This window comes from Reichenbachiella sp. 5M10, assembly GCF_002742335.1.
Taxonomy (GTDB): domain Bacteria; phylum Bacteroidota; class Bacteroidia; order Cytophagales; family Cyclobacteriaceae; genus Reichenbachiella.
The window spans coordinates 2,482,910-2,504,344 of the sequence record NZ_MDGR01000007.1 but is presented as its reverse complement, the minus strand read 5'-3'; the positions used below and the strand labels follow the sequence as shown (position 1 = coordinate 2,504,344).

Annotated in this window: 17 protein-coding genes; 12 read left to right on the top strand and 5 right to left on the bottom strand. The window is 43.3% G+C overall.

The features are described 5' to 3' along the window. Nucleotides 1-540: 540 nt before the first annotated feature. The 5 genes from BFP72_RS10040 (at nucleotide 541) to BFP72_RS10020 (ending at nucleotide 4,589) form a co-directional block, all read left to right on the top strand. On the top strand, nucleotides 541-1,545 hold the full coding sequence (locus BFP72_RS10040) for a serine protease (RefSeq protein WP_099599009.1): 1,005 nt from the start codon (nucleotides 541-543) through the stop codon (nucleotides 1,543-1,545). A 17-nt stretch (nucleotides 1,546-1,562) separates the two neighbouring features. Then, nucleotides 1,563-1,769, top strand: coding sequence for a hypothetical protein (locus BFP72_RS10035; RefSeq protein ID WP_099599008.1), 207 nt, complete (start codon nucleotides 1,563-1,565; stop codon nucleotides 1,767-1,769). Between the two features lie 159 nt (nucleotides 1,770-1,928). Next, complete coding sequence (locus BFP72_RS10030) at nucleotides 1,929-2,372, top strand: hypothetical protein (protein WP_143520023.1); 444 nt, start codon at nucleotides 1,929-1,931, stop codon at nucleotides 2,370-2,372. 386 nt (nucleotides 2,373-2,758) lie between these two features. Then, nucleotides 2,759-3,658, top strand: a complete 900-nt coding sequence (locus BFP72_RS10025; RefSeq protein WP_099599006.1) for an NAD(P)H-binding protein — start codon at nucleotides 2,759-2,761, stop codon at nucleotides 3,656-3,658. A 10-nt stretch (nucleotides 3,659-3,668) separates the two neighbouring features. Continuing rightward, complete coding sequence (locus BFP72_RS10020) at nucleotides 3,669-4,589, top strand: AraC family transcriptional regulator (RefSeq protein WP_099600749.1); 921 nt, start codon at nucleotides 3,669-3,671, stop codon at nucleotides 4,587-4,589. Nucleotides 4,590-4,891: 302 nt separating this feature from the next. Here the strand turns inward: BFP72_RS10020 and BFP72_RS10015 are convergent, their stop codons facing one another. Continuing rightward, complete coding sequence (locus tag BFP72_RS10015; protein WP_099599005.1) at nucleotides 4,892-5,302, bottom strand: HU family DNA-binding protein; 411 nt, start codon at nucleotides 5,300-5,302, stop codon at nucleotides 4,892-4,894. 802 nt (nucleotides 5,303-6,104) lie between these two features. On the opposite strand from BFP72_RS10015, the gene BFP72_RS10010 reads away from it, so the two are divergent. From BFP72_RS10010 to BFP72_RS18985, 7 genes are all read left to right on the top strand, one after another. After that, nucleotides 6,105-7,178 (top strand): PQQ-binding-like beta-propeller repeat protein, encoded by a 1,074-nt coding sequence (locus BFP72_RS10010; protein WP_158233367.1) that lies wholly within the window; start codon nucleotides 6,105-6,107, stop codon nucleotides 7,176-7,178. 979 nt (nucleotides 7,179-8,157) lie between these two features. Beyond that, the gene (locus BFP72_RS10000) at nucleotides 8,158-8,997 is read left to right on the top strand and encodes an SDR family NAD(P)-dependent oxidoreductase (RefSeq protein ID WP_099599002.1); all 840 of its coding nucleotides are present in this window, start codon (nucleotides 8,158-8,160) and stop codon (nucleotides 8,995-8,997) included. Nucleotide 8,998: 1 nt separating this feature from the next. Next, nucleotides 8,999-9,910, top strand: a complete 912-nt coding sequence (locus tag BFP72_RS09995) for an AraC family transcriptional regulator (RefSeq protein WP_099599001.1) — start codon at nucleotides 8,999-9,001, stop codon at nucleotides 9,908-9,910. A 402-nt stretch (nucleotides 9,911-10,312) separates the two neighbouring features. Next, entirely contained in the window at nucleotides 10,313-11,254 is a 942-nt protein-coding gene (locus BFP72_RS09990; RefSeq protein ID WP_099599000.1) for a DUF4440 domain-containing protein, read from the top strand. A 337-nt stretch (nucleotides 11,255-11,591) separates the two neighbouring features. Then, nucleotides 11,592-12,101, top strand: coding sequence for a Crp/Fnr family transcriptional regulator (locus BFP72_RS09985; RefSeq protein ID WP_099598999.1), 510 nt, complete (start codon nucleotides 11,592-11,594; stop codon nucleotides 12,099-12,101). An 86-nt stretch (nucleotides 12,102-12,187) separates the two neighbouring features. Then, entirely contained in the window at nucleotides 12,188-12,712 is a 525-nt protein-coding gene (locus tag BFP72_RS09980; RefSeq protein ID WP_099598998.1) for a YceI family protein, read from the top strand. 191 nt (nucleotides 12,713-12,903) lie between these two features. Next, nucleotides 12,904-13,329, top strand: a complete 426-nt coding sequence (locus tag BFP72_RS18985; protein ID WP_143520022.1) for a hypothetical protein — start codon at nucleotides 12,904-12,906, stop codon at nucleotides 13,327-13,329. A 179-nt stretch (nucleotides 13,330-13,508) separates the two neighbouring features. Here the strand turns inward: BFP72_RS18985 and dnaE are convergent, their stop codons facing one another. The 4 genes from dnaE to BFP72_RS09960 form a co-directional block, all read right to left on the bottom strand. Next, nucleotides 13,509-17,786, bottom strand: a complete 4,278-nt coding sequence (gene dnaE / locus BFP72_RS09975) for a DNA polymerase III subunit alpha (protein WP_099598997.1) — start codon at nucleotides 17,784-17,786, stop codon at nucleotides 13,509-13,511. A gap of 243 nt (nucleotides 17,787-18,029) precedes the next feature. After that, entirely contained in the window at nucleotides 18,030-18,782 is a 753-nt protein-coding gene (locus BFP72_RS09970) for a succinate dehydrogenase/fumarate reductase iron-sulfur subunit (protein WP_099598996.1), read from the bottom strand. Between the two features lie 8 nt (nucleotides 18,783-18,790). After that, nucleotides 18,791-20,713, bottom strand: coding sequence for a fumarate reductase/succinate dehydrogenase flavoprotein subunit (locus BFP72_RS09965; protein ID WP_099598995.1), 1,923 nt, complete (start codon nucleotides 20,711-20,713; stop codon nucleotides 18,791-18,793). Nucleotides 20,714-20,747: 34 nt separating this feature from the next. Beyond that, on the bottom strand, nucleotides 20,748-21,428 hold the full coding sequence (locus BFP72_RS09960) for a succinate dehydrogenase cytochrome b subunit (protein ID WP_099598994.1): 681 nt from the start codon (nucleotides 21,426-21,428) through the stop codon (nucleotides 20,748-20,750). Nucleotides 21,429-21,435: the final 7 nt, after the last annotated feature.

Below are 21,435 nucleotides of genomic sequence, written 5' to 3'. Positions count from 1 at the left end.
TGGGATGAGTAGGTGCCGACAAGGAGCGAGGACCTATACTCCTATTTGCTGTGATGAAGCTCGCTTGGAATTGGTTAGAGTCGGCTTGTCCAAACTGCGGGGCATGGACCACTAGAGATATTGTAGGGGTATTCCGTTTGGTCCTAATCATGGCCAGATCTCACGGCGGATGTAGACAATGCTCACTGGGACAACAATATGGGACTTTTAGAGGGCTTTAAGATCTTTTGGCTAACGGACAGATCAAGTCTAATTTCACTCTTGACATTCGACTAAAAATCTAGCACCCATCTCATAGGGGGTTGTGATATTCGAAGGGATTTGCCTGTGGCCTTGGGAAATATCGACAGGAAATACTAGCTTGGCGTCACCAAGCCGGTCAGCAGTCGGCTTCCTGCAGCATAGTTCGAGAAGAGAAAAACATTTTTTTAAACGTTTATAAACACGTACAAACGGATTTATTATACATCTGATGCAGTGCGGATATAGTGCACTGTGCACTATACACAAATGTTGTGATCAATAAATAAACCATAGAATATGTTTCAACAGCGAAAAGATAATTATAAGAAAATAGAAGAAAAACGAGGGTCGAAGCTTTTAGTTTACGTAACAAGTGACAGACCGAATATTGGTGCTCAAATATCTTCTGATATTCTAAGTCCATTTACTGAACATCTCGATAAGATTGGAGACGTGGATAAAATAAGCCTTTTAATTTACACAAGAGGTGGCAATACTTTGGCTGCATGGTCCCTAGTTAACCTGATAAGAAGCTTTTGTAAAGAATTAGAAGTAATAATACCTTTCAATTGTCACAGTGCTGGAACATTGATTTCCTTAGGGTCTAACAAGATTATCATGACAAAGCAAGCTACCCTAGGACCGATTGATCCAAGCGTAAATGGACCTTTAAATCCTTCGATACCAGGTTCTCCGGATCCCAACTCAAAAGTCCCTGTGAGTGTAGAATTTGTTGATTCATATTTACAAATGGCCCAAAAAGAACTAGGTATAAAGGATGAACAAGGATTGTCGAATATTCTCATTGATTTAACAAAGCACATACATCCTCTCACCTTAGGACAGGTTTATAAGTCAAAATCACAAATTCAAATGTTGGCAAAAAAACTTCTGGCCCACCATGAAGTTGAAGAGCAAAACGAGGATGAGATTATAAAATTTTTATGTTCCGAAAGTGGATCTCATGATTATACCATAAATAGAAAAGAAGCCAAGAACTTAGGCCTCAATATAGAGAAACCTTCAATGGAACTTTATCGAATAATAAAAGATATCTATGATGACATTGAAAAAGAACTTCAGATGAGATCCCCTTTTGACCCAAATATTTTACTTGGTACTTCAAATCAAAATAGCTATCAATTAAGAAGGGCATTGATTGAGAGCATCGACTATGGGACTGATGTTTTTCTTAGTGAAGGAACTATAATTCGACAAGTAGTTCAGCAACAAGGAGGACAAAGAGCAATAATTCAGGACAATCGGACGTTCGAAGGATGGAAAAGAGAGAATTCTAATTAATTTTATAACTTAGAAGCATGTATTCAAGCACAGGTTACTCAACTACAAGTACAGGATTTGACACCACAGGTACAAAACTTGTTCAAAATGAAACTTCATCAATAAAAGGAACACTAATTGATGATTTGAAAAATGGGATATTGGTTGAACAGCAACTTATCGTTCAAGATTTTATAGAACCAATTAAAAGACCAGAAGAGAAAAAAGATCATAACAGAGTATAAAAGCAATGGCATAAAAATATAGTGGGATTCATTGTCCTAATAATGTTATTTGGTGGCGACTATAATCAATTATGGTCACCACTGCTTTTATACAAACGTTATATGTAAGCGAGTATTTGAAAAAGTTCTATGTTAAATAAATCCTTAATAATTTTAACTTTGATTCTTCTATTTGCTGAATCTACTTTTGCTCAAATTCAAACTAAGGAACAGGCAATTGAGTCAATCAACTGGGTAATAGACAACCCACAACTAGATAGCGACAGTGAACTAGAAAAGAAACTAGCAGACCTTTTGCGATGGCAGATGAGCAGGAACCCACATGTAGAAATGAACGTTGGTGGGATGTCCGAAATCCAAAACACCGCTAGCAACAAAAAACTATTTAGAGCAATAATCTCGATTTACACTTGTAGCACATTCATCAATGAAGATTATAGTAAGACTGAATCGGCAGTGTATGCAATAAACAATGTTCTTACATATTACAAAAATGCCTTGGAAATTGATGACACGCTAAGAATCGAAATACTGGACGAATACATCTCATATTCAGATTCAGAACTCAAGGGTAAGATGAAAAAACTAAGCTCTTACAAATAAAAATCCCCTAACATAGTGTAGGCACGAATGCCCTTACATTCTTGCCGAATCAATGCCAGAAACAGCACCGCCACTTCGCTCAGCAATCAATAGAATACCGAGGAATGGTCATCCGTGACTCAAGCGCTCACGACTAACAGGGACTTAAGAAAATAACTTTTGCAGTTGGAGGCGGTTTGGCTCTTTTGGTGCACAAACAAGCTCTATGGATACGAGAGATGAATGGTCGTTAGCGGTAATGAAATCAAGGCATCAATTGAGCATCACCAAGAAAAAAACAACGGACCTTATATCAGCCTACAACAAAGGTATATTCGCCTACAAGTACCAGTCTGGTTTTGCGGAGTTTTGCTTGGCAATTTTGCAATGAACGTAAAACAAAACAGATGAAAATTACACTTTCAGGCTCATTGGGTCACATAGGGAAACCCTTAGCGGAAGCGCTAGTAAGTAAAGGTCATAGCGTAACAGTTATAAGCAGTAATGCGGATAGACAAAAGGGGATTGAAGCCATCGGTGCTAGATCAGCTATTGGTACTATAAGAAACGCTGACTTTATCGCCTCGGCATTTTCGGGTGCAGATGCAGTTTTTTGTATGGTGCCTCCGGCAAACTATTTTAATCAAAACCTTAACTTACTTGATTATTACAGAACATTAGGAAATAACTATGCAAAGGCCATTTCACAAGCAGGGGTAAAAAATGTGGTCAATTTAAGTAGCATCGGAGCTCATATGAAGGAAGGCAATGGCATACTACAAGGCACCTATCATGTAGAACACATCCTTAATGGACTGCCTTCGGATGTTGCCATAACCCACATTCGCCCTACCGAATTCTATTACAATTTGTTGCCTCAAACCCAATCCGCTAAGGCCAATGGGTTTTTGGCGTCAAACATTGAGGCTGAAGTGACTAATTCGTGGGTTTCGCCCAAGGATATTGCAAGCGTTATTGCTGAAGAAATTACAACACCATCATCAAGTCGCAAAGTACGTTATGTAGCTAGTGATGAACTTACTTACAATGAATTGGTCTCTAGTTTAGGTGAAGCGATAGGAAAGCCTGACTTGAAATGGGTAACGATAACGGATGAACAAATGAAAGATGCTTTGGAATCTGCAGGTATGCAACCAGCTATTGCCGCGGGTATGGCGGAAATGTATGCGTCTATAAACAGTGGGGTACTGTACGAACATTATAAACTGCACAAACCCGAAACGATGGGCAAAGTCAAAATAAAAGATTTTTCTGCAGATTTTGCTAAAGCATATCAACAACTATAGAAATAGAATGATGAAAAACATACCTCCCCATCATATCAAGACCATTAGCGAATATCATCGCTTCCGAGGTTTGCCCAAACCAGAACATCCATTGATGAGCGTTGTTAATTTTGATGAAGTAGATCGTTTATTTACGGATAAGCAAACGAGTTGGGTATTTGATTTTTACTCAATTGCGCTAAAAAGAAACCTTGGTGCCAGTATAAAATATAAATATGGTCAGCAAGAATACGATTTTGATGAAGGTGTCATGTTTTTCATTGCTCCTAAGCAAGTCTTTTCTGTAGAAACAGAAGGAGAGTACAAACTTTCGGGATGGATGCTGCTCATTCATCCCGATTTTTTGTGGCAAAGCTCGTTGAGAAAGAACATCAAGCAATACGACTTTTTTAGTTATGCGGCCAATGAAGCCCTACACCTTTCGGATAAAGAAGAGACCCAGATCATAAATATTTTTCAAAGCATTCAGCAGGAATATAATGCCAATATTGATAAGTTTAGTCAGCCACTTATCGTGTCCCAATTGGAGGTGTTGCTGAATTATGCAGACCGCTTTTATCACCGTCAGTTTATTACCAGAAAGATCACTAGTCACTCGATATTGGCTCGATTGGAAGAAATATTAGAGGATTGTTTTAGTCAGGGATCTCTAATGGAGAAAGGGATACCTACAGTTCAAAGTGTTGCCAATGAACTCAACGTGACTCCAAATTATTTGAGTGATCTATTGAAGACTATAACAGGGCAAAGCACCCAACAGCATATTCACGAAAAATTGATTGAGAAAGCCAAAGAAAAATTATCAATCACCAACTTATCAGTAAGTGAAATTGCTTATGACTTGGGTTTTGCACATTCACAGTCATTCAGTCAATTGTTTAAAACCAAGACAAATCTATCCCCCGTGGAATATAGACGGTCGTTTAACTGAACGTGGACCAAAGAAGCAAAATACACACCGCTAAAATCGGCTATACATAATACGAGGCGATAGTGCTATAAGGATAATAAGTGCAATAAATAAGCAGGTAGTGATGTGCTACAAAATCCCGCACTATGCGTATCCGGATCGTTGACGGTAATATCACCTGTAGGGGTGAAAGGGAAATGTAGAAGGGCGACCGATGGACAAGGCAGACACTCAGGCTAAAAGCCCTATAACGAAAAACGGTCTCACTGCTGCGAGACCGTTTCATGGTCTGATACTAAACATTGCTGTTGATTTAAGTGAACTTATGGGGCAGGCGCTACATCGCTGGCCGTACTTACTTTCTCATACTTTAGCGTTTTGGCCAAATTCTTGAGCCTTGCGCCGGGTCTGAATCTGATGCGAGCCTGTTTGATCCTGTCGCTGCGATACTCCTCTGGACGCTCTACCCCTTCGCTACTCAGGGTCAAAAACAAAGTGCCTAGATTGCTCAGCCTCACTTGTCTACCAAATGCAAGCTGCATCTCGATCACCTCCAGCAAGGTACCGATCGCACCTAGCACTGTGCCGTAGTTCAAACTGGATACTTTGCTGATGATACCGACCAGTTCCTCAAAACTGACATCATCGCCATTGATGATTCGTGCATAATACTTCTTGGGGAGGGTAACATCATTTGGGTTGATACGCTCCGTGACTTTATACTGTACTGACATAATTGATAAAATTTAAAAGGGTGAAAAAATAAAACTGTGATTAAGAATCCTGACGGAGCGCTCTGTGTGGGATTTGTCTTATTGAAGACAAGTATGATGCCAAAAGGAAGGCTGGTTTTGCTAAAAAACGTTAAAAAATCACAGCTTTTTCATCACTCCAAACCCGTCAAAAATGGGCTTTTGAGCAGGATTTATGCGCTTTGAGCAAAAACTAAGCTTACCTGAGCCTGAAGGTAAGCTTACCAAAGCCCCAACCTAAGCTTACCGCAGGGTGAACCTAAGCTTACCTCGACCCTGAGGTAAGGCAACATAGGAGCCGAACTAAGCTTAGGTTGGACAGCTCAGGTCTCATCCCCCTCCCAATCCCAAATACAGCACCCACCTCATCGCATGAGGTGATATTCGAAGGGGTTTGCCTGTAGCCTTGGGAAATATCGACAGGAAATACTAGCTTGGCCTCACCAAGCCGATCAGCAGTCGGCTTCCCGCAGCATAAGTTCGAGAAATAAGTACACGATCAAGGGAAGCTTGCTATAAGCTTTGAACCCTTCGCCTGAGGCATTACTCAGAATCCGAATAGCCCTTCTGTAGGTTTTTGGAGCAAGTAGGTCTCAACCTAGGATTGTTGTTTGGTCACTAGACTATCACTATCTTCGAAGTGTGCAGCCATCTCTATCCTGTGAGCTATTCACTCTATTGAGAGCTGTCACTACGTAGAAAAATAAAGAACAGTATAAAAGACATAGTAGATATAAAGTGCACTGTGCACTTTACACAAATGTTAGGGCATATTGCGTCAGAAATGAAGAATTCCATAAACCTAATCTTTTGCATTCTCTTAATTTCATGTTCAACTCATGAACCAGCCTATCATAAAGGACTGACCAAAGTTTGGCAAAGTGATCAACTTCGATGGAACGCAAGCTCCTTAACACTTTATGACGGTAATTTATTTGGATCAACTCTAGACAAGACGATCTTCAGGCTTGATTTTAAGACGGGAAATTTAATTTGGAAAAGTCAATCATCAACAAGTTATGCTGGACAAAAACCACTCGTTTCGGATAGTCAAATTTTCATTGGAGGATCAGATGTTCTTAACTCATATGATCATGATGGGAACCTTATCTGGTCAAATAAAGTAGGCAATAAGATTGGACATTCAATAATTGAGTTCGATTCTCTAATATTCGCATCCTTAACAGGGAAAGGTCTTAATGCATTCAATAAAAGCGAAGGAAAGAATGCTTGGAAAATTGAACCAGAATATCAAATGCTTTCAACAAGTGACCCTGTGATTCTGGATAGTGTTATCATATTAGGCAACTTTGACTATTCACTTGAAAACAACCTGGATCATACAATTGCTATCAATGCCAAGAACGGGGAAACAATTTGGGCTAGACAAAATAAACACTATATAACAGGAACAGGTTTATTTCTAAAGGACAAGGTATACATCTGCTATGATTCTTCATATGCCAAGGGGATAGTTAGAGCACTTGATGTAAGAAACGGATCAACTCTCTGGGAAGTCGCATCTCAACCTGAGTGTCTCTATAAGCCAATAGCTTTCAATAGCAATCTTCTGATTCCATCTTACGATAGAGGCTTAGACTATTTGGATTTAGAAAGTGGTGAATTGATTTGGAGTTTGAATAGAGATGACCTGATCCCAGCAACTGAACTAGTTGAGTTCAAAAACAAAGTCTATTATGGAAGTGTAAACAGAAAACTGATCTCTGTTGACTCATCAGGTAACTCCTACGAAGTATCTGAATTTGAGTACGGATTAGGAGACCCAATGATTTTTAAGGACGAACTATACATCCCAGATGGAATTGGTAATATGTTCAAAGTGAATAACATGCCCTAACAAATGCTATGAATGAATGGGGTTTTATCGGTCAGGATATTTTGGTGGGGATTGGAAAGTCCGCCACAAGTTTTAAATTTAAATCAAGGCTTGGCTATGTGCGAGACGAAAGGTTAGTGCTGTCTAATCCCCACTCATCATAGCTTATCGTTGTGTGTCATTGGTGCCACTATGAAAAAGCTGAACTTCTCAACTCTTTTCGCTCTTCAATTTCTTCTAATTGGAGTGGTCATCGGAATCTTTATCTCGATGAACGCAACAAGTGAGGACTATCGGTTCTTCTATATTTACTCAGGAACGTCTGGATTCATAACAGCCTGGTTAACCTCATATTTTCTTATAGAACGCCCTAACAAACCAGCTGCCGCTCGATTTGTGCTAACAACTGTAATAGTTGGACTTTTCAGCCATTGGTTATGTTGGTATTTAATAGACATTGAGCTCAACATTCGCTATTACCTCTTAAACGAATATTTTTACGAACCTCCCATGAACCTTTTAACCTCATTGTATGGGGCATTCGCCTTTTGTCTATGGAGTTGGATGTTTTTTGGCTGGGCAACTGGTCTTGGAGCTGCTGTAACTCTCTATTCAACCAAAGTAATCAAACGACGAACGAACAAACTGGTGTAAACGACACACAACAGACGCTGATCGGGCATATGTCTAAGTGCTTTCTGGCTTGTTTCGGTGCAACTCGACCGTGAATCTGCCGCTGAGAAAAGACAGTGCCTTCTACCGTCTTTTGCTCGCAGGATTTTTAGACTTTCGGAACGCAGTGGTATTTGAAACCGTTGTGAGCTTCGGCAGATTCACTATTTTAGTGCTATTAGCCAGTGGGGCGCACTCAGCGCCATACACGGGCGTTAGCGGTAATAAGAGAAAAACCAAGCTGTAATCTTGAATTTAAATACGTTTATCATTGATTTGAAAACTTTCTAAATCTGTATGCCTTGTAGCTTTGTGAAAAACAAAAATCATGGATACACAGAAAGTTTGGTTCATCACAGGAGCGTCTAAAGGGATGGGACTTGAAATCACAAAAGCAGTTTTGAGTAATGGCGATAAAGTCATCGCAACTTCTCGAAATACGGACACCCTTATAGAAAAAATTGAGGAACACGAAGGAAATTTGCTTCCAATAAAGCTGGACATCACCAATGAAAAAGAGGTTGAACATGCGATTTCAAAAGGCATAGATGAATTTGGACAAATAGATGTTGTGGTCAATAATGCAGGGTATAACCTGTTGGGTAATATCGAAGAAATAAGTGATGCCGAGTTTAGAAAAACAATGGATGTCAATGTTTTTGCAATGACCCATATCATCCGAAATGTTTTGCCACACCTACGCAAGCAAAAATCGGGGCATATCATCAATACTGCGTCTATGATGGGTTATATGAGTTATCCCGCTAACGGAAGCTATAGTGCATCTAAATATGCGGTTATTGGACTGTCAGAGGCTCTTGCTCAAGAAGTCGCTCCTTTTGGCATAAAAGTATCCATCCTTGCACCGGGAACATTTCGTACAAATTTTATGAATGAGGACACGCTCAATGTTGCGCAAAATAAAATTGAGGCCTACAATTTAGATAAACAGGTAGAACAGTTTACAGGCTATGACGGTAAACAATTAGGTAATCCTAAAAAATTGGCAGAGGTAGTTGTGAAACTTGCAGAAATGCCCAATCCTCCCTTGCATCTTCCACTAGGTTCTGATAGTTACAATGCCATTTTGGAGGTTCGTAAAAACGAAAAAGGAGAAATGGAACAATGGAAAGCCTTATCTTCATCAACTGATTTTGAACAAAAATAGTGTGAAAAAAGCTGCTCCATATAAAATTGAGTCAATATCTGAACTTCATAGATTATTCAATTTGCCAAAACCAATTCATACTTTGATAAGCGTGATTGATTTTGAGCATTTGAAATTCGATTCCAATGAAATTTGGAGCAGCTTTTATTATGATTTCTATTGTGTAGCTATTAAAAAAGAGGCTTCAGGCAAGTTTAGGTACGGGCAAGGTCATTATGATTTTGATGAAGGCGTGATGAGTTTTACCAAGCCAGGTCAAATCTTTTCTGTCACGAATCCTGCGGATGACCCCGTGTCAGGGTATATGATGGTTTTTAAACCTGACCTTATACGGCATTATGAATTAGGTAAGATTATAGGTAATTATGGATTCTTTTCCTATTCCACCGCAGAAGCGCTTCACCTTTCTGAAAAGGAGGACAATATCATTATGTCCCTGATGCGTCAAATGCAGGATGAACTAAAAAATAGCATTGACCATTATAGTCAGGATTTAATAGTATCGCACATTGACTTGCTTCTCAATTACGCAAAGCGTTTTCACAATAGGCAGTTTTTGACACGAAGTTCTGTGAATACGGACATTGTAGTAAAAATGGAAGAAATAATGGATGTGTACCTAAAAAGTGATGCTGCACTATCGGGTGTTCCAACGGTCAACTATTTTGCAGAAAAACTCAATATCTCTCCCAATTATTTGAGTGATTTATTGAAAAATACAACCGGCAGAAATGCGCAATCCCATATTCAAGAGTCCATAGTTGAAAGAGCGAAAGAACTGCTCTCCACAACTAATTTAAGCATAAAGGAAATCGCTTATGATTTGGGGTTTGAATACCCTCAATCATTCAGTACCATGTTTAAAAAAAACACACAACAAACACCATTGCAATTCAGAGCTTCATTTAATTGAAAAACTACTCCCCCTAATAAAGTAGCCTATAAAAAATAACGGTTCAATTGCTTAATCCAAAGTGATTTTCATAAATTCATCATCAGTATCGAACCGAAAGTCCGTGCGTAAAAACCGCTACTTTTCATATACACGACTGTTACCTTCCACTACAGATGAAACTTAAACGCGTAATTTGTATGCTATTAATGTCATTATTTGGAGAGGCTCAATATAGTTAAGCCTAACTCAGACTCATCCATTTAGGTTTTGTTATGTCGAGTTGGCTCATCCATTTAGTTTTCTAGTCTCTAGCTTCGGCCTGTAAATTAATTCTGGCGACACTTTAGCTTTTTGTGATTCTGGTACTACCTTTAGATACATATGTACTACGAATAGAAACCATTCCAAAAACCAATCAAAATGCCTGTGCCTTCTCTCTCCAAAGCTTTTCTTTTATTGATATGTTTCAATGCTTTTTTCTTTTCTTCTGAGGCTCAAGTGGCCGATGCAGCAGTGGATGCGCAGACGGCTTCTTTCCTTGAGGGGTTTCGAGCTGGTTTCTCACAGGCATTTCGAAACGAAGACATTGATGCACTTCTCAAAGCTTCTTCGGAAGAGGCAAGGTTAATGCCTGAGTTTCAACGGACTGTTTTGGGCAAGAAGAATAGCTCCGACTACTACCAAGCTTTTTTTGACAAGTTTGACATTCAGTCCTACCAAAGAGAGGCAATTGAGATTCTAAGTATTGATAATGTACTCATTGAATTGGGGTATTTCAATCTGGAAATGACAGATCCGCAGCTACGCAAATTCGAGTTGGCAGGCAAATACCAGGATGTCTGGCAGAGGGCAAGCAACGGAGAGATGAAACTAATCTCGCAAGCGTGGAACTACAATCATGCTGTGGATTTTGCAGATCAGTTGCGTTTTGAGGATGTGCCGGCTGTAATCATGGCCTATCAACCACACCTTCCTGTCAACAGTGACATCACACTGGAGTTGGCGGCACTCAATTTGCTGATGGTGGAGACAATCCCACAAAAAGATGCCAAGCTGTGGGCTCAGTTTTTTACCGAGGATGGGATGTTCATTTATAGCAACAATCCGATTTATGAAGGGAAAGAAGAGCTGGATACCTATCTCGACCAACACGTCAATGAACTGCCCGTTTTTGAAAAGCTCCAAAATAGAACGGACAAAATCATCGAACTACATGGGTATGTCCTTGAGTATGGAAGCCACATTGCGGTTTGGCGAATGAATGAGTATTCGGGGGTGAACACAGGCAAGACACTTAAAATATGGCGTAGACAGAACAATGGGGCACTCAAAATTTTTCGTCAAATGGCCATGTATGACTGAGGTCCGATGGAAGGGGTAGAACCCCGATTTGACGATGTGGCTTTGGGGAGCAATTGTCTTGGATTCGGCCTGCACCTAACCACCGAGAAGCGACAAGTCCGACACCTAGTGACTTGTCACAGGGAGTGTGCTCAACTGAAACTTTTGAGAGCTCTTCATGTAGGTACGACTTAAAAAAGGATAGGCGATCCAACTATTGTCGATGACAACATGTATCATTCATAGCCTGGTTCGTATTGGGCCTATGGTTTTTTGTATATTTAGGTTTTTTGCTAAACCAAGTGTCAACGCACAAGATCTACTACTTTTCTTGTGGGGTGACCACAATGTGTAAATAATGAATTCATACCCATTCAATGAAACTCCGATACGTGTTAAAAAGGGGGAGATTTTGCAGATGGCGGGAAAAAGCCAAGCTCAATCTTATGCTGTTGTCAAAGGGTTGCTGAGAAGTTATATGATCGACCAAAAAGGCAAGGAACATATTTTTATGTTTGCACCCGAAGGTTGGATTATTGGTGATGTACATGCTGCATCAAGCCAAACCAGTACGAGGTTGTTTATAGATGTGCTGGAAGATTCAGAAATAGTGCCCATTCGACGGTCTATAGATGAGTTGTCACTTGAAGATCTAAAATACGGGTTGGTAAAAGCACTTAAGCGAGTCGGTGTTTTGCAAAACCGTGTGATTATGCAAATGAGTTCTTCTGCTTGGGAAAGATACCAATACTTCATAGATGTATATCCAGACCTACTATCGAGAGTTCCTCAAAAAATGATTGCTTCTTATTTGGGCATCACACCGCAGGCATTGAGCAGAATAAGGGGTGAATGGGCAAGATCTTGAATCAAATTTCATTTATTAACCTAGGTGAATGTTTAGAGAATGTTTTCTCAGGATGTTTGTATACTTAACACAACAAATAGGAAAATATGAGCAAACTAATTCTAAGTATTTTGGGCCTCTTTTTAGGCATACAAACAATATCGAGTCAACATACCATCAATGGAATCAAGTCGAGTGTAAAGTTTGAGATTTCAAATTTTGGGTTCAATACAGTAGAAGGGACTTTTACGGGTATGAAAGGATCTGTTTCGTTTGATTCTAAAGCACCATCAAATGGATCATTTGATGTATGTATTGAGGCCAATACCGTGAATACCGATAATCAAAAAAGAGATGAACACCTTAGGAGTGAAGATTTCTTTTATGTAGAAAAGTTCCCTGTAATTTGTTTCAGATCAAAGAAGATAGCGAAGAAGCCTGAAGGCTATCTAGTATCTGGGACTTTGACTATGCGGGGGATATCCCACGAAGTTGAAATACCTTTTGGTTTCACAGAGGGTGTTTTTAAAGGGGCTTTGACATTGGATAGAACAGACTATAAGGTAGGGGATGATGGCAGCATTATAGTAGGGGAAGAAGTAACACTAGAAATTGTTTGTGCAGTAAATTGAGTCAACGATGAGTTGGTCTACTCTTCGCAATAATGTAGGAAGCATTGAAAAAGCATGACTCGACCACTTATCTCTGGGGCAACGGGACTTTCCCTTGTACATTCCCCATATCATGGATATGTACAAAGGTTACAACCGAATAGAGGGTTTGTGTGTCTATGTGGGTGAAAACTCTAAAATAAATTCAATCCATGAGATACGTAGTTATAATCACACTGATGGGAGCTCTGCTATCAGCTTGCCATGAAGAAGAACCAACAACAATCTGTTGTTTTGAACCAGCAGGTGCTGCCCACTATTATATCAATAATCAAACATCATCGGAAATAACCTTTTCTTTCGTAACCTCCGAAGAATTAGGCAGTCAATTGATTGACTCACTTCCTCCCATAGCTTCCCGCATATCTGTGAAGATATTGGAAGATGGAATAATTGGAGTTAATCCCCAGCCCTCTAATTCGTTGAAATCATTGTCAATCGTGCGAACTGATAACGGATTGGGTTATCAAATCTCTCGTATTGATGATGATTCTTGGGAGACAACGAGTAGAGATTTTGAAGCAGGGGAGTATGGGTTGACAAACTATCAGCTCACTATCAATGATTCTGATTTCTAAATTGAGAGCATGGCAAACGAAGGCATGTGTCTCTCTGTTTTGGGACTTATGGTTTACTTATGCTTCGGACAGCTTGCCAAACCCATGCAGGTTTCTGTCATGAGCAAACGGCGAACGCATCGGACCGATGCCTCACCCAAACCAGCCACGGGTTGCCCCTGTGGCTAGGCAGGAGATTGTTATACAATCACATCGTACTTGATGTGCTCATAGGTGTCTAGTTTTTTGATGAGTTCGTCATCGGGGCTGACCTTGATCTTGCGCGACATGAGGTTGACCTTCATGCCTTCTTCTGGATCAAAGATATTGACTTTGAGTAGGCCGTCTCCTTCGTGGGCTGCAGTCAGCTCGTTGATATCCTTGATCAGTTCGTCGGAGATGTCCTGCAGTCTCAGGTTGAGGGTGATGCCTTTGGTCTTCTCCGCACGAATGTCCGTGAGCAGGGAGATCGAGTTGATTTTGAATTCCAAATCTGGTCCTTGCCACTTGAGTTTGATTGCGCCTTGGAGGTAGAGAAACCATCCTACTTCGAAGTACTCCTTGAACTTGACATAGTCCTCCGAAAACAAGAAGAAGGTGTAGGTATCGGTGTAGTCTTGGATCTCCAGTGTGCCAAAAGGTTTGCCGTTTTTGGTTTGCCGGTGCCCTACGGCGGTGACCATGCCTGCCATGCGGATGTTGGCGCCTTTCTTTTGTAGTTCGGCCATGTTGTTGAGCTCACCTACGCTGGTGTTGCAGAACTTATCGATCTCGAACTTGAACTGATCCAAGGGGTGTCCCGATATGTATAGCCCGACGACTTCTTTTTCCAGTCGGAGCTGTTCTAGGTTCGTAAACGGCTCTACATCTGCGACGGTAGGGATGGGTTCGGACACGCCTGAGTCTCCACCGAAGAGGGATGCCTGTGCACTGGCCGCCTGTGCTTCCATGCGGTTGGCATATTTGACGACCTTGTCGATGAGGTTGGTTTCATTGCCCACTGCTGCGAGGTACTGCCGTCTGTGGTAGGATTCGAAGCAGTCAAATGCTCCGGCCTGTGCCATGACTTCCAGTGTTTTTTTGTTGACCTGACGCAGGTTGACACGGATGGCCAAGTCGAATATGTCTTTGTAGAGCCCGTTGGCCTCACGCTCTTCGATGAGCGCCTTCACTGCTGCATCACCGGCACCTTTCATCGCTGCGAGTCCAAATCGTACCTGCCCTTGGTCGTTTACATTGAACTTCGTGATGGATTCGTTGACATCCGGTCCGAGTACTTCGAGTCCCATGCGCTGGCATTCTTCCATGAAGAAACTCACCTGTTTGATGTCGTTCATGTTGTTGGATAGCACAGCCGCCATGTATTCGGCAGGGTAGTTGGCTTTGAGGTAGGCCGTTTGGTAGGCCACCCATGCGTAGCACGTGGAGTGAGACTTGTTGAAAGCGTAGGAAGCAAAGGCTTCCCAGTCCTTCCAAACTTTTTCGAGTATTTTGGCATCATGCCCTTTGGCGGAAGCCTGTTCGATGAACTTGGGCTTCATCTTGTCCAGTACCGCCATTTGCTTTTTACCCATGGCCTTACGCAGTACATCGGCTTCCCCCTTGGTGAAGTCCGCGAGCTTTTGGGAGAGTCTCATCACCTGCTCTTGGTAGACTGTGATTCCGTAGGTTTCCTCTAGGTACTCTTGCATGTCGTCCAGATCATACTGGATCTCTTCATCGCCATGCTTACGCTTGATAAATGAGGGGATGTACTCGATCGGTCCCGGACGATAGAGTGCGTTCATTGCAATCAGATCGGCAAATACAGTAGGTTTCAATTCCCGCATGTATTTCTGCATACCAGGAGATTCATATTGGAATATCCCGACGGTTTCTCCACGCTGGAAGAGTTCGTAGGTCGCTTGATCGTCGATGGGGAACTCATCAGGATCGAGCGTGATGTCGTGTCGTTGCTTGACCAGACGGCAAGCATCTTTGATCAAGGTGAGGGTTTTGAGACCCAAAAAATCCATCTTGAGTAGGCCGGCATCTTCTACGACGGAGTTGTCAAACTGCGTACAGTACATCTCCGAATCCTTGGCCAGTGCTACAGGGACGAACTTGGTGATGTCGTCTGGTGTGATGATGACCCCACAGGCATGAATCCCCGTGTTTCGCACCGATCCTTCGAGCATTTTGGCTTGGTTGACGACCTTAGATTCTGGCGTAGATTCTGTCGCGATACGTTTCAGTTCGTTGGCTTGTGTGATCGCTTCGGGGTTGTTTTTGAGTTTGTCCGCTAGGTCTTTGTCGCTGAGGCTAAATAGCTTCTTGAGTTTGATGTCCGGGACCAATTTGGCGAGTCTGTCGGCATCTGCCAAATTGAGCTCCAGTACACGTGAGGTGTCTCGGATGGCTGACTTGGCTGCCATCGTACCGTAGGTGATGATCTGGGCGACTTGGTTTGCCCCGTATTTGTTGATTACATAGTCAATCACGCTCTGACGACCCTCATCGTCAAAGTCAATATCAATATCGGGCATGGACACCCTTTCTGGATTCAAGAAACGCTCAAAAAGTAGATCGTACTTGATCGGGTCTACGTTGGTGATCCCGATGCAGTAGGCGACTGCTGATCCAGCGGCTGATCCACGACCTGGGCCTACCGATACGCCCATGTCACGCGCCGCTTGGCAAAAGTCCTGTACAATCAGGAAGTAGCCAGGGTATCCGGTGTTTCGGATGACATCCAGCTCAAAGTCTAGGCGCTCTTCGATGTCTGGGGTGATCTCGTCGTAGCGCTTTTTGGCTCCTTCGTAGGTGAGATGGCGCAGCAGATTGTTTTCGCCCAGTTTGAGGGATGCGTCGGCTTTGTCTCGTTCGTCTTGAAACTCCTCCGGTATGTCAAAGGCAGGGAGGAGAATGTCGCGCTCGAGTACGTAGCTCTCGATTTTGTCTACGATCTCGTTGGTGGTACTGATGGCATCTGGTAGATCTGCAAAGAGTTTTTTCATCTCTGCCGGTGACTTGATGTAGAATTCGTCGTTGGGGAAGCCGTAGCGGAACTCTCTGCCTCGTTTGCCAATGTAGCGTTTGGGTTTGGATTGCTGTTCGCCATCTTTGACGCAGAGCAGGATGTCATGGGCATTGGCCTGTGACTTGTCGGTGTAGTAGGTGTTGTTGGAGGCGAAGTACTTGACGCCATGTTTCTCAGCGAAGCGCAGCAATACTTGGTTGACGACTTCTTCTTCTTCCACACCGTGACGCGTCAGTTCGACATAGAAGTCCTCTCCAAACAGTTCCTTGTACCAGAGGAACACTTCTTCTGCTTGTTCTTCGCCGATGTTTAGGATCGTAAATGGAATCTCCCCCCAAAGCCCACCCGTCGTTGCGATGATGTCTTCCTTGTATTGCTCGATGACGGACTTGTCTATACGAGGCACATAGTAGAATCCCTCGACGAAGGCAATGGAGGCCATCTTGGCGAGGTTGTGGTAGCCTTTTTTGTTCTTGGCGATGAGTACCTGTTGGTAGCCGTTGTTTTGTTTGCTCTTCGAAGTGCGATCATCGGTGACGTTGAACTCACAACCTAGGATAGGTTTGATATCAGCAGCCAGCGCTGCACGCACGAAATGGAAAGCCGCCATCATGTTTCCATGGTCTGTCAGGGCAATGGCAGGCATGTTGTGTTGTTTGGCTGTCTGTACGATGGAGTCTACTTCGGAGACCGCTTGTAGTACAGAGTACTGTGAGTGCACGTGCAGGTGTGAGAAGGGGAGATCCTCGAGCGCCTTGATTTCTTCGGCGGTCGCTTTGGGAGGCATCTCTACTGTTTGTTCTTCTGCTGCAGCGGCGAAGTTGGCTGCATCGAGGGTAGGTGCCTCGTAGGTGATTTGTTCCTTGGCTGTGTCGTCTAGTGGTGGGATGACTCCCTCCGTGATCAGACCAAAGAAACACTTGGCTGTTGCATCCACATCGTATGCCGCGTCATGGGCGTCATCGAATCCTACGCCGAAGAGTTTGGTGTGTAGCTCGGTCAGTGTAGGCCATTTGAACCGTCCGCCTCGACCGCCTGGGATGGCGACATAGTCGGTGGATTCATCTTTGGTGTCGATGGCCTTGATGTCCGCGAGATCATTGTTTCTTTCTTTGCGCAGGTACTCTGCACCGACGATGTTGTTGTCAAACTCGACGTTGTGCCCGACAACCGATTGGGTGCGCTGGAGGTCTGCACTGAACTTGCTGAGGACTTCATTGAGATCGTGTCCTTCTGCTTCGGCACGTTCTGTGGAGATGCCGTGGACTTTTTGGGCGTTGAAGGGAATCGTGTAGCCTTCTGGTTTGACGATGTAGTTGTGTGCTGAGATAAGCGAACCGTCGTTGGCGTGGAGTTGCCAAGCCAGCTGCACGAGTCTAGGCCAGTTGTCAAAATCTTCTAAGGGGGCGTTGTAATCCTTAGGTAAGCCAGTAGTCTCGGTATCAAATATCAGGTACATACTATCGCGTTGAAAGTTGAAAGAGCAAACTTGAAAGTCGTTTAAACCTTAAGCTTTATGCTTTGAAAAGTGCGCCTTAAAAGTAGCGATTTATCGAGTTGGAAAGGAGGAGAGGGGGACGAAGTTTTCCACAAGGAGGGAAAGAAGACTTGGGTGGTCTTTTGTTGCGAATTTTGGTAGGAGGGTAAACAAAAAAAGCCACTCATTAATGAGTGGCTTCAGGTATTTTAATATCGATCTAAACTATATGTTGTCAGATGCGGCTTTTGCTCCGATGAACTCCCTGTTCAATCGAGCGATGTGCTCTTGTCCGATTTCCTTTGGACACACAGCAGAACAAGCACCAGTATTGGTACAGTTACCAAAGCCTTCTTCTTCCATCTGTGCGACCATTCTTTCGACGCGTGTGTGTCTCTCGGTTTGTCCCTGTGGCAACAAGGCCAGTTGAGAAACCTTCGCCGCAGTGAATAGCATAGCAGAAGCGTTTTTGCACGCAGCAACACAAGCACCACAACCGATACACTGGGCAGCATCCATGGCCTGATCAGCGATCGTTTTAGGGATCGCAATTTCATTGGCATCTGGCACACCTCCAGTGTTGACATTGACATAGCCACCCGCTTGGATGATTCGATCAAACGAGCTTCTGTCTACCACCAAATCTTTGTGCACTGGGAAAGCAGAGGCTCTCCAAGGCTCGATCACGATGATGTCACCATCCTTGAACGATCTCATGTGTAGCTGACACGTAGTTACAGCATCCTTTGGACCGTGTGGTTTGCCGTTGATATACAGCGAGCACATGCCACAGATGCCTTCTCTACAGTCGTGATCGAAATGTACAGGGTCTTTGCCTTCTCTCGATAGGTCTTCGTTCAACACGTCAAGCATTTCAAGAAATGACATGTCTGGGGATACGTCCGAAACATCGTATGATTCGAAAGCACCTTTGTCGTTAGCGTTTTTCTGTCTCCAGATTTTTAATTTCAGATTCATGTCAATTCTTATTTATAGCTTCTTTGAGTCAATTTAACATTTTCGAATTTAAGCTCTTCCTTGTGTAGCTTGGCATCTTTGCCTTCGCCTTGGTATTCCCAAGCCGCTACATAAGCAAATTCATCATCGATACGGAGTGCTTCTCCCTCTGGTGTTTGAGATTCCTCTCTGAAGTGACCACCACATGACTCTCTTCTGTTGAAGGCATCATCGATCATCAATTCACCGAGTTCGATGAAGTCTGCTACTCTGTTGGCTTTTTCGAGAGACATGTTCATCTCTTCATTTTCTCCGAGTACTTTGACATTTTTCCAGAACTCTTCACGCAGAGCCTTGATCTTTTCCTTGGCGAGTTTCAGCCCTTCCGCATTTCTGGCCATACCACAGTGTTCCCACATGATGTGTCCGAGCTCTTTGTGGAAGTCATCTACGGTTTTGGTTCCGTTGATGCTGAGGAGTTTTTGAATCCTGTCTTTGACTTCTTTTTCTGCCGTTTGGAATGCCTCATGATCCGTAGGGATCTTGTCGTACGGCATGTTGGCGAGGTAGTCACCAATCGTATACGGCAAGACGAAGTATCCATCTGCTAGCCCTTGCATCAAGGCACTTGCTCCGAGGCGGTTTGCTCCGTGATCTGAGAAGTTGGCCTCACCTGCAGCATATAGCCCAGGGACAGAAGTCATCAAATTGTAATCCACCCATAGACCACCCATGGTGTAGTGTACGGCTGGATAGATCATCATCGGCATCTCGTAGGGGTTGTCACCCGTGATTTGCTGATACATGTCAAACAAGTTGCCGTATTTTCCTTTGATGGTTTCTAGTCCGTCTCTTTTGATCGCGTCAGAGAAATCTAGGAATACCGCTAAGCCTGTTGCGCCGACACCTTTGCCTGCATCACACATTTGCTTGGCATTTCGAGAAGCCACATCACGAGGGACGAGGTTACCAAATGCAGGGTATTTTCTTTCCAAGTAGTAATCTCTGTCTTCTTCAGCGATTTTGGCAGCATCTGCTGCTTTCAATCCTTTGACTGCCTCTTTAGGTACCCAGATACGTCCGTCGTTTCTGAGTGACTCTGACATGAGGGTCAGTTTGGACTGGTGGTCGCCAGATACAGGGATACATGTCGGGTGAATCTGCGTGTAACATGGGTTGCCAAAGAACGCCCCTTTCTTGTGTGCTCTCCAAGCAGCTGTCACGTTCGAACCCATGGCATTGGTAGAGAGGAAGAATACGTTACCGTATCCGCCAGTCGCCAATACTACGGCATGTGCTGAGTGTGATTCGATCTCGCCTGTGATGAGGTTTCTGGTGACGATACCTCTGGCCTGACCGTCGATGATCACTACGTCGAGCATTTCTGTTCTTGCGTAGAGTTTTACTTTGCCCGTAGCGACTTGTCTGCTGAGTGCAGAGTAGGCACCGAGTAGCAACTGCTGTCCCGTTTGGCCTCTCGCGTAGAAGGTACGCGATACTTGCGCCCCTCCAAACGATCGGTTGTCCAGTAGCCCACCATAGTCACGGGCAAAGGGCACACCTTGCGCGACACACTGGTCGATGATGTTGACAGATACTTCTGCGAGACGGTGGATATTGGCTTCTCTACCTCTGTAGTCACCGCCTTTGATGGTGTCATAGAAGAGACGGAAGACCGAATCTCCATCGTTTTGATAGTTTTTTGCTGCGTTGATACCTCCTTGCGCCGCGATACTGTGTGCACGACGAGGGCTATCTTGAAAGCAAAACGACTTGACATTGTAGCCCAGTTCGCCAAACGAAGCGGCAGCTGACGCGCCTGCTAGTCCAGTCCCTACTACGATGATGTCGTATTTTCTTTTGTTGGCTGGGTTGACCAGTTTGCTTTTGAATTTGTGGCTAGTCCACTTATCTGCTAACGGTCCCTCAGGTATTTTTGAATCTAAAGCCATTTCTTTAATTTCTTAGTTTTCTTAATTCTTTAAATTATCCTTTCAGGTACATGACAATCGGAATGATTGCGAAACCAGCGGCTACCAAAATAGAGTAGAGCACGCCGAGTTTTTTGATGAAAGGGGTGTATTTCTTGTGATTCAAACCCAAAGTCTGAAACGCACTAGAAAACCCGTGTGACAAGTGAAAGCCTAAGAAGACCATGCAAATGACATAGAAACCTACGTAGAGCGGTTGTGAAAACGCGAACGAGATCACTTCGTACCCGTTGGGGTAAGTGACGCCATCGTACACTACGTCTGCCAACGAACCGTTTTTGAACTTGTACCAAAAGCCTGCGAGGTGAGCGATGATAAAGACCAAAATGATGATTCCGAGGAGTGCCATGTTTTTAGAGGCCCAGCTACTTTTGGAATCTTGGGTACTGACAGCATACTTTACTTTCCTGGCAGACTTGTTTTGTCTGGTCAGGATGATCCCATCGATGATGTGTACCAGTATGAAAAAGAAGTTTCCATACGAGACGAACTTGATCAACGGATTGTGCGCCATGTTGTACGCATACATGTTAAAGGCTTTGCCTCCATCACCAGCGAGCAACTGTAGGTTTCCTGCGAGGTGAATCACCAGGAAAAGAATTAGAAATAATCCAGTCAACGACATCAGCAATTTTTTGCCTACCGTGCTGGAAATCGATTGTGTAAACCAACTCATGATTTAG

What these genes read in the sequence shown, in the direction of transcription:
- BFP72_RS10000 (WP_099599002.1), top strand. Translation starts at nt 8,158, where the DNA reads ATGGATACACAGAAAGTTTGGTTCATCACAGGAGCGTCTAAAGGGATG.
- BFP72_RS18985 (WP_143520022.1), top strand. Translation starts at nt 12,904, where the DNA reads ATGAGATACGTAGTTATAATCACACTGATGGGAGCTCTGCTATCAGCT.
- BFP72_RS09985 (WP_099598999.1), top strand. Translation starts at nt 11,592, where the DNA reads ATGAATTCATACCCATTCAATGAAACTCCGATACGTGTTAAAAAGGGG.
- BFP72_RS10015 (WP_099599005.1), bottom strand. Translation starts at nt 5,302, where the DNA reads ATGTCAGTACAGTATAAAGTCACGGAGCGTATCAACCCAAATGATGTT.
- BFP72_RS10040 (WP_099599009.1), top strand. Translation starts at nt 541, where the DNA reads ATGTTTCAACAGCGAAAAGATAATTATAAGAAAATAGAAGAAAAACGA.
- dnaE (WP_099598997.1), bottom strand. Translation starts at nt 17,786, where the DNA reads ATGTACCTGATATTTGATACCGAGACTACTGGCTTACCTAAGGATTAC.
- BFP72_RS09965 (WP_099598995.1), bottom strand. Translation starts at nt 20,713, where the DNA reads ATGGCTTTAGATTCAAAAATACCTGAGGGACCGTTAGCAGATAAGTGG.
- BFP72_RS09990 (WP_099599000.1), top strand. Translation starts at nt 10,313, where the DNA reads ATGCCTGTGCCTTCTCTCTCCAAAGCTTTTCTTTTATTGATATGTTTC.
- BFP72_RS09980 (WP_099598998.1), top strand. Translation starts at nt 12,188, where the DNA reads ATGAGCAAACTAATTCTAAGTATTTTGGGCCTCTTTTTAGGCATACAA.
- BFP72_RS10035 (WP_099599008.1), top strand. Translation starts at nt 1,563, where the DNA reads ATGTATTCAAGCACAGGTTACTCAACTACAAGTACAGGATTTGACACC.
- BFP72_RS09970 (WP_099598996.1), bottom strand. Translation starts at nt 18,782, where the DNA reads ATGAATCTGAAATTAAAAATCTGGAGACAGAAAAACGCTAACGACAAA.
- BFP72_RS10025 (WP_099599006.1), top strand. Translation starts at nt 2,759, where the DNA reads ATGAAAATTACACTTTCAGGCTCATTGGGTCACATAGGGAAACCCTTA.
- BFP72_RS09960 (WP_099598994.1), bottom strand. Translation starts at nt 21,428, where the DNA reads ATGAGTTGGTTTACACAATCGATTTCCAGCACGGTAGGCAAAAAATTG.
- BFP72_RS10010 (WP_158233367.1), top strand. Translation starts at nt 6,105, where the DNA reads ATGAAGAATTCCATAAACCTAATCTTTTGCATTCTCTTAATTTCATGT.
- BFP72_RS10020 (WP_099600749.1), top strand. Translation starts at nt 3,669, where the DNA reads ATGAAAAACATACCTCCCCATCATATCAAGACCATTAGCGAATATCAT.